General features: G+C 63.9%; 14 protein-coding genes. 11 read left to right on the top strand and 3 right to left on the bottom strand.

Annotated elements, in window-relative coordinates; all coding sequences use genetic code 11:
* The first annotated feature begins 26 nt into the window (after positions 1-26).
* Together AABE10_RS08275 and cysM are read left to right on the top strand one after the other, a co-directional pair.
* On the top strand, positions 27-395 hold the full coding sequence (locus AABE10_RS08275; protein WP_342932781.1) for a ComEA family DNA-binding protein: 369 nt from the start codon (positions 27-29) through the stop codon (positions 393-395).
* Positions 396-806: 411 nt separating this feature from the next.
* Entirely contained in the window at positions 807-1709 is a 903-nt protein-coding gene (cysM, locus tag AABE10_RS08280) for a cysteine synthase CysM (RefSeq protein ID WP_342932782.1), read from the top strand.
* Positions 1710-1796: 87 nt separating this feature from the next.
* On the opposite strand, the gene mltB is transcribed toward cysM, so the two are convergent.
* Positions 1797-3008 (bottom strand): lytic murein transglycosylase B, encoded by a 1212-nt coding sequence (gene mltB, locus AABE10_RS08285; RefSeq protein WP_342932783.1) that lies wholly within the window; start codon positions 3006-3008, stop codon positions 1797-1799.
* A gap of 204 nt (positions 3009-3212) precedes the next feature.
* On the opposite strand from mltB, the gene AABE10_RS08290 reads away from it, so the two are divergent.
* Both AABE10_RS08290 and AABE10_RS08295 read left to right on the top strand, forming a co-directional pair.
* Positions 3213-4136: a histone deacetylase family protein gene (locus AABE10_RS08290; protein WP_342932784.1), complete on the top strand. Its 924-nt coding sequence runs from the start codon at positions 3213-3215 to the stop codon at positions 4134-4136.
* 33 nt (positions 4137-4169) lie between these two features.
* Positions 4170-4979 (top strand): enoyl-CoA hydratase, encoded by an 810-nt coding sequence (locus tag AABE10_RS08295; protein WP_342932785.1) that lies wholly within the window; start codon positions 4170-4172, stop codon positions 4977-4979.
* 22 nt (positions 4980-5001) lie between these two features.
* Here AABE10_RS08295 and AABE10_RS08300 read toward each other — a convergent pair whose 3' ends face one another.
* Positions 5002-5880, bottom strand: coding sequence for a lysophospholipase (locus AABE10_RS08300; protein WP_342932786.1), 879 nt, complete (start codon positions 5878-5880; stop codon positions 5002-5004).
* Between the two features lie 239 nt (positions 5881-6119).
* On the opposite strand from AABE10_RS08300, the gene AABE10_RS08305 reads away from it, so the two are divergent.
* From AABE10_RS08305 to AABE10_RS08330, 6 genes are all read left to right on the top strand, one after another.
* Positions 6120-7154, top strand: a complete 1035-nt coding sequence (locus tag AABE10_RS08305; RefSeq protein WP_342933088.1) for a methionine ABC transporter ATP-binding protein — start codon at positions 6120-6122, stop codon at positions 7152-7154.
* Complete coding sequence (locus tag AABE10_RS08310) at positions 7144-7797, top strand: methionine ABC transporter permease (RefSeq protein WP_342932787.1); 654 nt, start codon at positions 7144-7146, stop codon at positions 7795-7797. Before AABE10_RS08305 ends, AABE10_RS08310 begins: the two co-directional genes overlap by 11 nt.
* Before the next feature lie 26 nt (positions 7798-7823).
* Positions 7824-8624 carry a MetQ/NlpA family ABC transporter substrate-binding protein gene (locus AABE10_RS08315; RefSeq protein WP_342932788.1) on the top strand — a complete coding sequence of 267 codons (801 nt, stop codon included), beginning with the start codon at positions 7824-7826 and terminating at the stop codon, positions 8622-8624.
* A 328-nt stretch (positions 8625-8952) separates the two neighbouring features.
* Positions 8953-9702, top strand: a complete 750-nt coding sequence (locus tag AABE10_RS08320; RefSeq protein WP_342932789.1) for an electron transfer flavoprotein subunit beta/FixA family protein — start codon at positions 8953-8955, stop codon at positions 9700-9702.
* 26 nt (positions 9703-9728) lie between these two features.
* On the top strand, positions 9729-10664 hold the full coding sequence (locus tag AABE10_RS08325) for an electron transfer flavoprotein subunit alpha/FixB family protein (protein ID WP_342932790.1): 936 nt from the start codon (positions 9729-9731) through the stop codon (positions 10662-10664).
* A gap of 109 nt (positions 10665-10773) precedes the next feature.
* Entirely contained in the window at positions 10774-12564 is a 1791-nt protein-coding gene (locus AABE10_RS08330) for an acyl-CoA dehydrogenase (RefSeq protein ID WP_342932791.1), read from the top strand.
* A gap of 85 nt (positions 12565-12649) precedes the next feature.
* On the opposite strand, the gene AABE10_RS08335 is transcribed toward AABE10_RS08330, so the two are convergent.
* Positions 12650-13936, bottom strand: a complete 1287-nt coding sequence (locus AABE10_RS08335) for a D-amino acid dehydrogenase (protein ID WP_342932792.1) — start codon at positions 13934-13936, stop codon at positions 12650-12652.
* 168 nt (positions 13937-14104) lie between these two features.
* Here AABE10_RS08335 and AABE10_RS08340 point away from each other — a divergent pair, with 168 nt between their 5' ends.
* Positions 14105-14593: an Lrp/AsnC ligand binding domain-containing protein gene (locus tag AABE10_RS08340; RefSeq protein ID WP_090866957.1), complete on the top strand. Its 489-nt coding sequence runs from the start codon at positions 14105-14107 to the stop codon at positions 14591-14593.
* Positions 14594-14649 lie beyond the last annotated feature (56 nt).

Raw genomic sequence — 14649 nt, forward strand, 5'->3', positions numbered from 1 at the left:
CGGCCGGTGTTTCAGGGAGATTCCATATGTTCAAAAAAGTCATCGTCACGGCGGCCATGCTTGCCGCTTTCGGCCAGGCGTTCGCTACGGTCGACGTCAATTCCGCTAACGAAGCCGCGCTGCGCGGCATCAAAGGCATCGGTCCCGCGAAGGCGAAAGCCATCCTCGACGAACGCGCGGCCCACGGCCCGTTCAAGGATGCGGCGGATCTCAGCAAGCGTGTCAAGGGTCTCGGCGGTCATACCGTCGAACGTCTGCAGACCGAGGGCCTTGCTGTCGGCACATCGGGCGCTGGTGCGGCGACTGTCGCTGCTGCTGGCGCACAGGCTGCGGCGCCTCACGCGAAGACCGCGCCCGCTGCGAAGAACGACGCCGCCGTGGTGGTCAAGAAATAGCCGCCTGAACTGAGCGCCTGACATGCGCGGCAACGCTCGCGCGCGGCGGGCGCTCGCCCTGTGCCATCTTCCTTCTGGCCGGAGTCGTGGCAACCGCTCCCTTCAGCCGTCACGCAAGTGACTGGCTTCCGCGGCAGATCCAGCCTGCCGCGGCTTTTTGCGTTTGCGCGACTGCTCGCCGCACGGACTGGCGCGCTTCGTTCGCCGTCGAAAAAGCGGGGAATGCGTTCGCAAATGCCTGCCTGTATGCAGTCACGTCGCAGCCACGTGACAGCCAAATCGTGGCCGCTTGCAACAAGACGGGGCCCCCGCGGCATCCATGCGGCCGTTAGGGGCGGCGGGCGGCCATCCGGATGCTGGTTTAGAATCGACGGATTCCCGACTCCGCGCATCGTCACAGCACACAACGACATGGCTTACAAAACGATTGAAGACACGATCGGCAACACGCCTCTGATCCAGCTCGTCCGCCTGGTCGACGACGACATCCGCAGCCGCAACAACGTTGTGCTGGGCAAGCTCGAAGGCAACAACCCGGCGGGATCGGTGAAAGACCGCCCCGCGCTTTCGATGATCAAGAAAGCGGAACTGCGAGGGCGCATCAAGCCGGGCGACACGCTCATCGAAGCGACGAGCGGCAACACGGGCATCGCGCTCGCAATGGCGGCGGCGATCCGCGGCTACAAGATGATCCTGATCATGCCGGAAGACCTGTCGCTGGAGCGGCGTCAGAGCATGGCGGCATACGGCGCCGAAATCCTGCTGACGCCGGTGAAGGGCGGCATGGAATACGCGCGCGATCTCGCCGAGCAGATGCAGCGCGAGGGCAAGGGCATCATCCTCGACCAGTTCGGCAATCCCGATAACCCGCTCGCGCACTACGAAGCGACGGGCCCCGAAATCTGGCGCGACACGGAAGGCCGCATGACGCATTTCGTATCGGCGATGGGTACGACGGGCACGATCATGGGCGTGTCGCAGTATCTGAAGGAACAGAATCCGTCGATCGAGATCATCGGCGCGCAGCCGGAAGAGGGCTCGCGCATTCCGGGCATCCGCAAATGGCCCGAGGCCTATCTGCCGAAGATTTTCGACCGCAGCCGCGTCGATCGCGTCGAAAACGTGAGCCAGTCGGCATCGGAAGCGATGGCGCGCCGGATGGCGGCCGTCGAAGGCGTGTTCTGCGGCATCTCGTCGGCGGGCGCGTGCGAAGTGGCGTTGCGTATCGCGCGCCAGGTCGAGAACGCGACGATCGTATTCATCGTGTGCGATCGCGGCGATCGCTATCTGTCGACGGGCGTGTTCCCCGCGTAACCTCGCTTGTCGGCTGCGGCAAGCCGGAGCAGAAAGCGAAAACGCCGGCAAGCGCCGGCGTTTTTCATGCATCACATCGATAGTCGGTTACTGCGAAGCGGAAGGCACCGATGCATTGCCCGCCGAGGTCGCATCCATTTGCGCCTTCACGCGTTCGCCGAGCTCATAGACGGCGAGCGCATAGAAGAAGCTGCGGTTGTAACGCGTGAGCACATAGAAGTTCTTCAGACCGAGCACGTATTCCGTCGGCCGGCCCGGCGACGGCAGATCGACGACGGTGACGGGCGTGCCCGCTTCCGTGCGCGCGTCGAGCCCCGGCTGGTTCATCAGCATCCCCGCCTTCAACAGTTGCTGCAGCGACCAGCGCGGTTCCGGCGCGCCCGTCGCGGCTGCCTGAGCGATGCCGAGGCTGCCCGTATCCGTCGCGATGTTCCATACGACGGGCCGGCCCGTTTCCCAGCCGTTCTGCCGTAAATAGTTCGCGACGCTGCCGATCGCATCGGCCTGGCTCGTGCGCAGATCGATCTTCTTGTTGCCTTCGTAGTCGACCGCGTACTGGACGATGCTGCTCGGCAGGAATTGCGGAATACCGATCGCGCCCGTGTACGAGCCGAGCACCGTCGTCGGATCGATCTGCGCGTCGCGTGTCCATACCAGATAATCTTCGAGATTCTTGCGGAACGTCGCCTGGCGTTCCTCGCGATTGGGCGTGCCCGGGTAGTCGAACGAGAGCGTGGTGAGCGCGTCGAGCACGCGGAAGTTGCCCATGTAGCGCCCATAGATCGTCTCGACGCCGATAATGCCGACGATCACTTCCGGCGGCACGCCGTACTGCTCATACGCGCGCTGCAGCGTCGCCTGATTCGCGCGCCAGAACTTCACGCCCGCGTTGATGCGCACGGGATCGAGAAAGCGCGACTGATAGACGCGCCAGTTCTTGATCGACGGCGTCGGCGATGGCGTCACGAGTTTCACCGCCGTCGCCGAATAGCTCACGCGCGCGAAGAGCGCATGCAATGCGGTGGGATCGAAGTCGTAGCGCGCGACCATGTCGTTGATGAACGAGTCGACATTGCCGTTGTTCGCATAGCGCTGCGGAACGATCTCTTCTTCGAACGTTTGTCCTTGCGTCGGCTGCTGAGGCTGGCTTTGCGCGAGCAGCGCGCGCGGTTTGGTCTTGACGGTCTGCGCCGAGGCCGGGCCGGCTCCCGCGAACATGCACCACGCGACGGTCAGTGCGGCGGCTACAGTCGTTGCGCGTAGCCGATGTTGAGCGGACAGAGCAAGCTTGACGGTCATAGTGAAGTGGAGTGGGTGCGGGAAAAAAGTCACGGGGCAGTATACCCGACGAGGTTTGCCGATCTGTGTAGAAGCGTTGCGCCAGCGCGGTCCTGGCGCATCGTGTGGTAACTTCGTAGTATTCGCGCAACCCATTGCGCTCATGGACGGAGACACGCAGCGCCCCTCGCTCGCTTCGCGCGGCGCGCCGCCCAAAATCGACTCATGGCAACCGGCTTCTATACACACGCAGACTGTCTGCAGCATGAGATGGGGCAATGGCATCCCGAATGCCCCGCGCGCCTGCAGGCAATCGAAGACCAACTGATCGCAAGCCGCATCGGCGAGCTGATCGAACGCGAGTCCGCACCGCTTGCCGACGAGTCCTCGCTGCTGCGCGTGCATACGAAAGCGCATGTCGACTACATCCGCGAGCGCTCGCCGGGCACCGGCTACGCGGAGATCGATCCCGACACGTCGATGAATCCGCATACGTGGACGGCCGCGTTGCGCGCGGCGGGCGCGGCCGTCGCGGCCACCGACGCCGTCATCGAAGGCCGTTACGACAACGCGTTTTGCAGCGTGCGTCCGCCGGGCCATCACGCGGAGCCGGCGCGCGCAATGGGCTTCTGCTTCTTCAACAACGTCGCGATCGCGGCGCGGCACGCGCTCGAAGCGCATGGCCTCGAGCGCGTCGCGATCATCGATTTCGACGTGCACCACGGCAACGGCACGGAGGCGGCGTTTTCCAACGATACGCGGGTGCTGATGTGCAGCATCTTCCAGCATCCGTTCTATCCGTTCACGGGCGCCGACAACCAGGCGCCGAACATGTGCAACGTGCCCATTGCGGCGCGCTCGAAGGGGATGGTCGTGCGCGAGGCGATCGACATGATCTGGTTGCCGCGCCTCGACGCGTTCAAGCCGCAGATGCTGTTCGTGTCCGCGGGCTTCGACGCGCATCGCGAGGACGATCTCGGCAACATGGGGCTCGTCGAGGACGACTACGTGTGGATCACGGAGCAGATTCGCCGTGTCGCGGACAACTACGCGCAAGGGCGCATCGTCAGTTGTCTGGAAGGCGGCTACAACCTGTCGGCGCTCGCTCGCAGCGTCGTCGCGCATGTGCGCACGCTCGCGGGCATCTGAACGCGGGCGCGGCGCACGGGAGGAAAACTCGTCATGAATAGCGATGCAACGGGCCCGCTGATCGACGTTACGCGCGATGCCTACGACGTGCGCGGTGTCGTCCGTCTCACGCTGAACCGGCCGGACGCGTTCAATGCGCTGTCGGAGGTGCTGCTCGACGAACTGCATACGCAACTCGTCGACATCGCAAAGAGCGACGCGCGCGTGGTGGTGATCGCGGGCGCGGGCCGCGCGTTCTGCGCCGGGCACGATCTGAAGGAAATGCGCGCTGCGCCGTCGCTCGATTATTACCAGGCGCTTTTCGCGCGCTGCTCGAAAGTGATGCTCGCGATCCAGCGCATGCCGCAGCCGGTGATCGCGCGCGTGCACGGCATCGCGACGGCGGCGGGCTGTCAGCTGGTGGCGATGTGCGATCTCGCCGTGGCCGCCGATATCGCGCGCTTCGCCGTGTCGGGCGTCAATCTCGGGCTCTTCTGCGCGACGCCGTCGGTGCCGCTGTCGCGCAACGTATCGCGCAAGGCTGCGCTCGAAATGCTGCTGACGGGCGAATTCATCGACGCAATGGCGGCGAAGCAGCAAGGCCTCGTGAATCGCGTGGTGCCGCTCGACATCCTCGATATCGAAGTGGCCGCGCTCGCGAAGAGCATTTGCGCGAAACCGCGCGAGGCCGTCGCGGCAGGCAAGGCCCTGTTCTACCGGCAGCTCGAAATGGGCATCGAGGCGGCGTATCAGCTGGCCGGGCAGACGATGGCCTGCAACATGATGGATGACTCCGCGCTCGAAGGCGTGCAGGCGTTCATCGACAAGCGGCCGCCCGACTGGAAGCGCACGTCCGGCCGCTAACCGCGCGCCCCCTCTGTCCGCCTTATTGCGAACGCTTCGATATCCAGTCGACGAGCGCGCCGATCACGCGCTCGCGATCGAGGTCGTTCATCGTCTCGTGATAGCTGCCCTCGTAAAGCGTCAGCGTCTTGTCTGGCGAGCCCGCGTGCGCGCCGAAGTCGCGGCTGCCGTCGGGCTCGGTGAGCTTGTCGGCTGTGCCGTGCCAGATCAGCAGCGGCATGCGCAGGCCCGCGCGGCCTCGCTCGATGCGCTGCATCGCTAGCAACAGTTCGGCGCCCGTGCGCGCGGGGATCGGACCGTGATGCACGAGCGGATCGCCCCGGTTCGCCTCGACGACAGCGCGATCGCGCGATAGCAGCGCGGCGTCGATCTTCATCGCCGGAAAGCGTGGCCATACGCGGCTGATCTTCTGGCTCAACGCGAGCATGCAGCGCGGCACGTCGCGGCCAGGAGCGAGCGCGGGGCTCGACAGGATCAGACCACTCAACGGCCGTGCGTGTCGGGCGTGTTTTTCGATCGCGTGCAAGGCGGCGATCGCGCCGCCCATGCTGTGGCCCATCAGGAACAGCGGCCCGTCGTTGTGCGCGGCCACCGTGACGAGCGCGTCGGCATCCAGCAGATATTGGTCGAAGCGCTCGATCCAGGCACGCGGTCCGGGCGCATGGCCATGCCCGCGCAGATCGACTGCGATCAGCTCGATGCCGTTCGCGTTGAGCGCTTGCGCAAGCGCCGCGTAACGTGCGGCGTGCTCCGCGAGGCCGTGCAGGAGAGCGACCGTCGCGCGCCGTATCCCCGCCGCGCGCCATCGGTAAACGGGCAACTCGATGCCGTCGGCCGTGACGATGCAAGACCGCTCGGGATCGGACATCGCGGGGGGCGCCGCGGCAAGGGTCGTCTCCATGGGCATCTGCCGATTGTTGTCGTGGTGCGTCCGATCATAGCGGCGCGCATCGCGCCCATTGCGGCCAATCGAACCGGGCAGCCCTCTAATTCCGACCGGTTATGAAAGTCTCCGAACTGATTATTAAAGGATATGACGCGTCTGCGGTAAAATCGGCGGCTCAAATCCCAATAAAAGTCACGGCGGCCGGTGCCTGGAGCGTGCGACGCTTGCTGGCAAAGTCCGCCGTTTCGTTTTTCATGATCGAACTACGCAATCTTTCGCAGCGTTTTCCGGGGCCACGGGGCTGGGTCGAAGCGCTGCACAACGTCAATCTGTCGATTCCCCAAGGCGAGGTGTTCGGCATCATCGGACGCAGCGGCGCGGGCAAGAGCACGCTGGTCCGCACGATCAATCTGCTGACGCGCCCGACGGAAGGCAATGTCGTCGTCGATGGCCGCGACCTCACGACGATGCCCGCTGCGCAGTTGCGCGAGGCGCGCCGCGACATCGGCATGATCTTCCAGCACTTCAATCTCCTGTCGTCGCGCACGGTGTTCGGCAACGTCGCGCTGCCGCTCGAACTGGCGGGGATGAAGCGCGCTGAAATCGAGGCGCACGTGCTGCCGCTGCTCGAACTCGTCGGGCTGTCGGCGCAGAAGGACCGCTATCCGTCGCAGATCAGCGGCGGGCAGAAGCAGCGCGTCGGCATTGCGCGCGCGCTCGCGAGCAAGCCGAAGGTGCTGCTCTCCGACGAAGCCACATCCGCGCTCGATCCCGAAACGACGCGCGCGATTCTCGATCTGCTCAAGCGCATCAACCGCGAGCTGAAGCTGACCGTCGTGCTGATCACGCACCAGATGGAAGTGATCAAGCAGGTCTGCGATCGCGTCGCCGTGCTCGATAACGGGCGCGTGGTCGAAGAAGGCAAGGTCATCGACGTGTTCCTGCAACCGCATCACGAAGTCACGCGCGCGCTGATCGGCGACGTGATCGCGCAGGAATTGCCGCCGGCGCTGAAGGCGCGCGTCGCCGAGCGTCTGAAGACGGGCAGCGGCCATCTGCTGCGGCTAGCGTTCACGGGTTCTGGCGTCGATCAGCCGATTCTTTCCGAGACGATTCGCCGCTACGAGCTGGACTTCAACATCCTGCACGGCCAGATCGACGAAATTCAGGGGCAGGCGTTCGGCTCGCTCGCGGTGCTCGCGGGCGGCGAGCCGTCGAAAGTGGCGCAGGCGCTGGCGTTTCTGCGCGAACAGGGCGTAGTGGTCGAGGAGTTGTCGTATGTTGAGTGAAATGTTCGATATGTTCGTGCAGTCGTTCTGGGAGACGCTGATCATGGTCGGCATCTCGGGGCTGATCGGCGCGGCCGTCGGTCTGCCGCTCGGCGTGCTGCTCTATCTGACCGACCGCCAGGGTGTGCTGCAGAACCTCGCCGTCAATCGCGTGATGGGCGTGGTCGTCAATGCCGTGCGCTCGACGCCGTTCATCATTCTTCTCGTCGCCGTGATTCCTTTTACGCGCCTCGTCGTCGGCTCGTCGATCGGCACGGCCGCAGCCGTCGTGCCGCTGACGATCGCCGCCGCGCCGTTCATTGCGCGTCTCGTCGAGACGGCGCTGCGCGAAGTCGATCGCGGCCTGATCGAAGCGGCGCAGGCGATGGGCGCGACGACGTCGCAGATCGTGTTCAAGGTGCTGTTGCCGGAATCGCTGCCGGGCATCGTCGCGGGTCTGACGATCACGTTCGTGTCGCTGGTCGGCTATTCGGCGATGGCGGGCGCGATCGGCGGCGGCGGTCTGGGCGACCTCGGCATCCGCTATGGGTATCAGCGTTTCCTGCCGGAAGTGATGGTGACGGTCGTCGTGATCCTGATCGTCTTCGTGCAACTGGTGCAGTCGTTCGGGGATTGGCTCGTGCGTCGTTTGAGCCACAAATAACACTCTCAAAAGATAAAGGCCTGGTCATGCAACGTCGCTTCATTCTCAAACTAGCGGCCGCAGTGGGCGCCGCGTCGCTGTTCGGCGCATCGTCTCTCGCGTTCGCCGACGAATCGATCAAGGTCGGCGTGACGGGCGGCCCGCACGCGCAGCTGATGGACGTCGTGAAGACCGTCGCCGCGAAGAACGGGCTGAACATCAAGGTGATCGAGTTCTCCGATTACGTGCAGCCGAACGCGGCGCTCGCCGGCGGCGATCTCGACGCGAACAGCTACCAGCACGAGCCGTATCTGCAGGCGCAGGTGAAGGACCGCGGCTACAAGCTGATCAAGATCGCCGATACCGTGACTTTCCCGATGGGCATCTATTCGAAGAAAGTGAAGTCGCTTGCCGAACTGCAGGCGGGCGCGAAGATCGCCGTGCCGAACGATCCGACCAACGGCGGACGCGCGCTGCTTCTGCTGCAAAAGCAGGGCTTGATCAAGCTGCGCGCCGATGCGGGCCTGAAGGCGACGCCGCTCGATATCGCCGAGAACCCGAAGAAGCTGAAGATCGTCGAACTGGACGCGGCGCAGATTCCCCGCTCGCTCGGTGATGTCGACGCGGCCGCGATCAACACAAACTTTGCGATGGAAGCGGGTCTGAAGCCGAAGCAGGACGCGATTGCGATCGAGGACCCGAAGGGGCCATACGTGAACATCATTGCGATCCGCGAGTCGGACCGCAACAAGCCATGGGTGGCGAAGCTGATCGCGGCGTATCACTCGCCGGAAGTGAAGCAGTTCATCGACAGCAAGTTTGGCGGCTCGGTGATCGCGTCCTGGTGATCGTGTCTCGATGGGCGGCGCGATGCATTGGCTCGGCGCAGTGACGTGGCGCGGTGGCGTGAGGGCCCGCCGCGCCACTGTGTGCAGGAGCCCGGTGATTGGCGCCGCGCGGTGCGTCGCATCTGGCCCCGCTATGCGATCAGATCGGTAGGAACCCCGACTTGGAATTTAGACATTTTCCGAGTTAAAATAGCACGACCGTTCGATATCGCCATCATCGCCATCGGGGAGCGATATCCTCGATATCAAGCAATCCCGGGCGGCTCCCGTGGAGGCTATCGCTATAATGTCCGTCGGGTTGACGTATTCGTAACTTTGGAGCGTGTGCATGAAAATCCTGGTGCCAGTCAAGAGAGTGGTTGACTACAACGTGAAGGTCCGCGTGAAGTCGGACAACACGGGCGTCGACATTGCCAATGTGAAGATGTCGATGAATCCGTTCGACGAAATCGCCGTCGAAGAGGCCGTGCGCCTGAAGGAAGCAGGCGTCGCGACGGAAGTGATCGCGGTATCGGCAGGCGTCGCGCAGTGCCAGGAAACGCTGCGCACGGCGCTGGCGATCGGTGCGGATCGCGCGATCCTGATCGAATCGAATGAAGACCTGCAGCCGCTGGCTGTGGCCAAGCTGCTCAAGGCGCTGGTCGACAAGGAACAGCCTTCGCTGATCATTCTCGGCAAGCAGGCCATCGACGACGATTCCAATCAGACAGGCCAGATGTTGGCGGCGCTGGCAGGTCTGCCGCAGGCGACGTTTGCATCGAAGGTCGTCGTGGCGGATGGCAAGGCGACCGTGTCGCGTGAAGTGGATGGCGGCGCGGAAACGCTATCTCTCACGCTCCCCGCAGTCGTCACTACCGATCTGCGCCTCAACGAGCCGCGTTACGTGACGCTGCCCAACATCATGAAGGCGAAGAAGAAGCCGCTCGAAACCGTGAAGCCCGAAGACCTGGGCGTCGATGTGACGCCGCGTCTGAAGACGCTGAAGGTCAGCGAGCCGCCGAAGCGTTCCGCTGGCGTCAAGGTGCCGGACGTGAAGACGCTGGTCGAGAAGCTCAAGACCGAAGCCAAAGTGCTTTGATCTCAGGACACGCGGAGACGAATGAAATGACGATTCTGGTAATTGCTGAACACGACAACGCGTCGATCAAGGCTGCAACGCTGAACACGGTGGCCGCCGCGCGGAAGATCGGTGGCGATATTCATGTGCTGGTCGCGGGTCACAACGCACAGGCGGCTGCGGACGCGGCTGCGAAGATCGCAGGCGTCGCGAAGGTGCTGCTCGCCGATGCGCCGCAACTCGAAGCGGGCCTCGCGGAAAACGTCGAGGCGACGGTGCTCAACGTCGCGAAGGACTATTCGCACATCCTCGCGCCCGCGACCGCTTACGGCAAGAACATCGCGCCTCGCATTGCGGCGAAGCTCGACGTCGCGCAGATCAGCGACATCACGGCAGTCGATAGCGCGGACACGTTCGAGCGCCCGATCTACGCGGGCAACGCGATTGCAATCGTGCAATCGGCTGATGCCGTCAAGGTCATCACGGTTCGCGCAACGGGCTTCGACCCGGTGGCGGCGGAAGGCGGCAGCGCGTCTGTCGAGAAGATCGAAGCCGCAGCCGATGCAGGCATCTCGCAGTTCGTGAGCCGCGAAGTGACGAAGCTGGACCGTCCGGAACTGACGAGCGCGAACATCATCGTGTCGGGCGGCCGTGGATTGGGCAGTGGCGAGAACTACACGAAGGTTCTGGAACCGCTCGCCGACAAGCTCGGCGCTGCAATGGGCGCTTCACGCGCAGCCGTGGATGCGGGCTACGTGCCGAACGACTATCAGGTCGGACAAACCGGCAAGATCGTCGCGCCGCAGCTGTACATCGCGGTCGGCATCTCGGGCGCGATCCAGCACCTGGCGGGCATGAAGGACTCGAAGGTGATCGTCGCGATCAACAAGGACGAAGAGGCGCCGATTTTCAGCGTTGCGGACTATGGTCTGGTCGGCGATCTGTTCACGCTCGTGCCGGAACTGGTGAACGCACTCGGCTGATAGAACATCGCGCCGCGTGACGGCGCACGATAGTCAGGCACCAGACAAAGGGGCGCGAGGATGTTGAATCCGGCGCCCCTTTTTTATCGAAGTCGTGGAGGAGACATAAATGAGCTACACGGCACCCATCAAGGACATGATGTTCGTGATTCGGGAACTGGCGGGGCTTGACGACATCGCTGAACTGCCCGGCTTCGAAGAGGCCGGCCTTGAAACGGCCCAGGCCGTAATCGAAGAATCCGCGAAGCTGTGCGGCGAAGTGCTGGCGCCGCTGAACGTCGAAGGCGACCGGAACCCGAGCAGCTGGAAGGACGGCGTCGTCACGGCCACGCCCGGTTTCGCCGATGCGTTTCGCCAGTTCGCTGCGGGCGGCTGGCAGGGCGTGCAGCATCCCGTCGAATACGAAGGCCAGGGGCTGCCCAAGCTGATCGCGGCGGCCTGCATCGAAATGCTCAACGCGTCGAACCTGTCGTTCGCGCTGTGCCCGCTGCTGACCGACGGCGCAATCGAGGCGCTGCTCACGGCCGGCAGCGAAGAACAGAAGCGCACCTACGTGCCGAAGCTGATCTCGGGCGAATGGACGGGCACGATGAACCTCACCGAGCCGCAGGCGGGCAGCGATCTCGCGCTGGTGCGCACGCGCGCCGAGCCGCAGGGCGACGGCTCGTACAGGCTCTTCGGCACGAAGATCTTTATCACGTGGGGCGAGCACGACATGGCCGGGAACATCGTCCACCTGGTGCTCGCGCGCACGCCGGATGCGCCCGAAGGCGTGAAGGGCATTTCGCTTTTCATCGTGCCGAAGTTCGTCGTCAACGAGGACGGCTCGCTGGGCGAGCGCAACGACGTGCATTGCGTGTCGATCGAGCACAAGCTCGGCATCAAGGCGAGCCCGACGGCCGTGCTCCAGTTCGGCGATCACGGTGGCGCGATCGGCCACCTGATCGGCGAGGAGAATCGCGGCCTCGAGTACATGTTCATCATGATGAATGCGGCGCGCTTTGCTGTCGGCATGCAGGGCGTCGCCGTGTCGGATCGCGCGTACCAGAAGGCCGTCGCGTATGCGAAGGAGCGCGTGCAGAGCCGGCCCGTCGATGGCTCGGCGAAGCAGGCGGTGTCGATCATCCATCATGCCGACGTGCGCCGCATGCTCGCCACGATGCGTGCGCTCACGGAAGCGTCGCGCGCGCTCGCGTATGTCGCGGCGTCGCATTGCGATTTCGCGCACCGTCATCCCGACGACGCGAAGCGTGCTGAACATCAGGCGATCTACGAGTACATGGTGCCGATCGTGAAGGGCTGGAGCACGGAGCTGTCGATCGACGTGACGAGCCTCGGCGTGCAGGTGCATGGCGGCATGGGTTTCATCGAGGAGACGGGCGCGGCGCAGTACTACCGCGATGCGCGCATCCTGCCGATCTACGAAGGCACGACGGCGATCCAGGCGAACGACCTGGTCGGACGCAAGACGGTGCGCGATGGCGGCGCGGTCGCGAAGGCGCTGCTCGCACAGATCGCGCAGACTGTCGAAGCGCTGAAGCAGCACGATGGCGCGGCGTTCGCGTCGATGCGCAAGCATCTGTCGCATGGACATGATGCGTTGCAGTCGGTCGTGACCTTCGTCGTCGCAAACGTGAAGCGCGATCCGAATGCGGTGTTTGCGGGCAGCGTGCCGTATCTGAAGCTCGCGGGCATCGTGCTGGGCGGCTGGCAGATGGCGCGCGCGATGCTCGTCGCGCAGCAGAAGCACGCGGATGACCCGTCGTTTTACGGCGCGAAGATCGCTACCGCGCAGTTCTATGCCGAGCACGTGCTGCCGCAGGCGGTGGCGCTGGAAGCGTCGATTGTCAGCGCGAAGGGCGCGGAAGGCATGCTTGCGCTGTCGGAGGATCAGTTCTGAGCGCGGCTGGAAACCATGGCATATGCCTGACAAACAACAACGGCGCCCATGGGCGCCGTTGTTGCATATCGAAGCGGAGAATCGATCAGGCGTAAGCGGGACGCGTTTGACCCGTCGTTTCGCCGAGATAGCGATACACCGACAGATCGCCCGACTGGATCGCCGGACGCTTGCCCGAAATCAGATCGGCGAGCAGTTGGCCCGACCCGCAAGACATTGTCCAGCCGAGGGTGCCGTGTCCCGTGTTCAGGAACAGATTCGACACGGGCGTGCGGCCGACGATCGGCGTGCCGTCGGGCGTCATCGGGCGCAGGCCCGTCCAGAACGTCGCCTTCGACGTGTCGCCGCCGCCCGGGAACAGGTCGTTCACGCACATTTCGAGCGTCTCGCGGCGCGCGTCCTTGAGCTTCTTGTCGAAGCCGACGATTTCCGCCATGCCGCCGACGCGAATCCGGTTGTCGAAGCGCGTGATCGCGATCTTGTATGTTTCGTCGAGCACGGTCGACACAGGCGCCGACTTTGCATCGACGATCGGTGCGGTGATCGAGTAGCCCTTGAGCGGATACACGGGAATCTTGACGAGGCCCGACAGGAACTTCGTCGAGTACGAGCCGAGCGCCACGACGAAGCTGTCGCCGCGCACGATTTCGCTGCCGCACTTCACGCCGGCGATACGGTCGCCTTCCATCGCGAGCGCGTCGATCGGCGTGTTGTAGCGGAACTTGACGCCCAGTTGCTCGGCGAGCGCGGCGAGGCGCGTCGTGAACAACTGGCAGTCACCCGTTTCGTCGCCCGGCAGGCGCAGGCCGCCCGTCAGCTTGTGCGAGGTTGCCACGAGCGCCGGCTCGGCGCGCGCGAGGTCGCCCGGCATCAGCAGTTCGTATGGAACGTTCGCTTCCTTCAGCACCGCGACGTCCTTGGCGGCGCCATCGAGCTGCTGTTGCGTGCGGAACAGCTGCAGCGTGCCGCCCGTGCGGCCTTCATACTGGATGCCCGTGTCGGCGCGCAGCGCCTGCAGGCAGTCGCGGCTGTATTCGGCGAGGCGCACCATGCGGCCCTTGTTGACGGCATAGCGCTCGGACGTGCAGTTCTGCAGCATCTGCCACATCCATTGCAGCTGGAACTGCGTGCCGTCGAGGCGGATGGCGAGCGGCGCATGCTTCTGGAACATCCACTTGACGGCCTTGAGCGGAATGCCCGGTGCGGCCCACGGCGAAGCGTAGCCCGGCGAGATCTGGCCGGCGTTGGCGAAGCTCGTGTCGAGCGCAGGGCCCGCTTCGCGATCGATGACGGTCACTTCGTGGCCCGCGCGCGCAAGATAATAGGCGCTCGTGATCCCGACGACGCCACTGCCCAGAACGACAACACGCATAGCTGCTCCCAAAAGGTCGAAAGGTTCACCGGCGTATAAGAAGGGTCTCGTCGTTCGTGCTTTTGTTCGATTAACGAGGCGATGTGCCGGATGCCTAGTGTTAACCGCTATACTATTTGCGTCTATGTAGGTTTTGTTATTGTATTTTTCTGATTTTCAGTAAAAACTATGCGTACACAGCGTCAACCCGTCCGCGCGCTCGACAAGCTCGACCACAAGATCCTGAAAATCCTCCAGGAAGACGGCCGGATCGCGATGAAGGAACTCGCCGAACAGGTCGGCTTGTCGGTCACGCCGTGCATCGAGCGCGTCAAGCGCATGGAGCGCGATGGCGTCATCACTGGCTACCACGCGCGCGTGAATCCGGCGGAGCTGGGCGCCGCGTTGCTCGTATTCGTCGAGATCACGCTCGACCACAAGAGCGGCAACATGTTCGACCAGTTCCGGCGCGAGGTGAAGAAAATCCCGGAAGTGCTCGAATGTCATCTGGTGTCCGGGGAATTCGACTATCTGATCAAGGCGCGCATCGGCGAAATGGCCGACTACCGCAAGCTGCTCGGCGACATCCTGCTGCAACTGCCCGGCGCCGTGCAGTCGAAAAGCTATGTCGTGATGGAAGAAATCAAGGAAACGCTGACGATTGCCGTCGGCGAATGAGTGGTGCGGCGAGGCGCTGCGCGCGGAATCGGCCCTAAAAGTCGCGCTCGACAAAA

Source organism: Paraburkholderia diazotrophica (assembly GCF_038900755.1).
In the GTDB taxonomy this organism is placed as follows: domain Bacteria; phylum Pseudomonadota; class Gammaproteobacteria; order Burkholderiales; family Burkholderiaceae; genus Paraburkholderia; species Paraburkholderia diazotrophica_A.